This window comes from Oleiphilus sp. HI0128 (genome assembly GCF_001635365.1).
On the sequence record NZ_LWGG01001335.1, the window covers coordinates 1 to 730 of the forward strand.

The window sequence follows — 730 nt, forward strand, 5'->3', positions numbered from 1 at the left end:
ATATGAAGGGTAGCCTGGCTGCATTTATCACCGCCTGTGAGCGCTTTGTTAAAAAACATCCCGACCATAAAGGCTCTATCGCTTACTTAATTACCAGCGATGAAGAAGGACCAGCAACAAACGGTACCGTTAAGGTTGTTGAAACATTGGAGGCGCGTAATGAAAAAATTGATTGGTGCCTGGTTGGTGAGCCATCCAGTACCAAGGTGCTCGGTGATGTGATCAAGAACGGCCGCCGCGGATCTTTAAACGCAAAACTTACCATTAAAGGCAAACAAGGACATGTTGCCTACCCGCACTTGGCGAACAACCCTATTCACCTGGCAATGACTGCCCTTGACGACCTATGCAAACTTGAATGGGACAGTGGCAATGAATTCTTCCCCGCGACATCATTCCAAATCACCAATATCAATTCCGGTACCGGTGCGACGAACGTGATACCCGGTACTGTCGAGACACTTTTTAACTTTCGATTTTCTACTGAAGTCACCGCCGAGCAACTTAAAGCAGGTGTCGTCAAAGTGCTTGAGCAACACAAGCTGGATTACGATATCCAGTGGACATTAAGCGGAGAGCCCTTCCTAACCGCAGCGGGCCCACTCGTCGACGCAGCGGTTAAAGCGATAAAAACAGTTAAAGGTATCGACACAGAGCTTTCAACCTCAGGCGGAACCTCTGACGGCCGTTTTATCGCACCAACGGGCGCACAAGTGCTTGAACTTGGGCC

At 49.2% G+C, this 730-nt stretch carries 1 protein-coding gene; it reads left to right on the forward strand.

The features are described 5' to 3' along the window. Positions 1–730: succinyl-diaminopimelate desuccinylase (gene dapE / locus A3763_RS22270; RefSeq protein ID WP_068760537.1), on the forward strand; the 730-nt coding region annotated here is incomplete at both ends.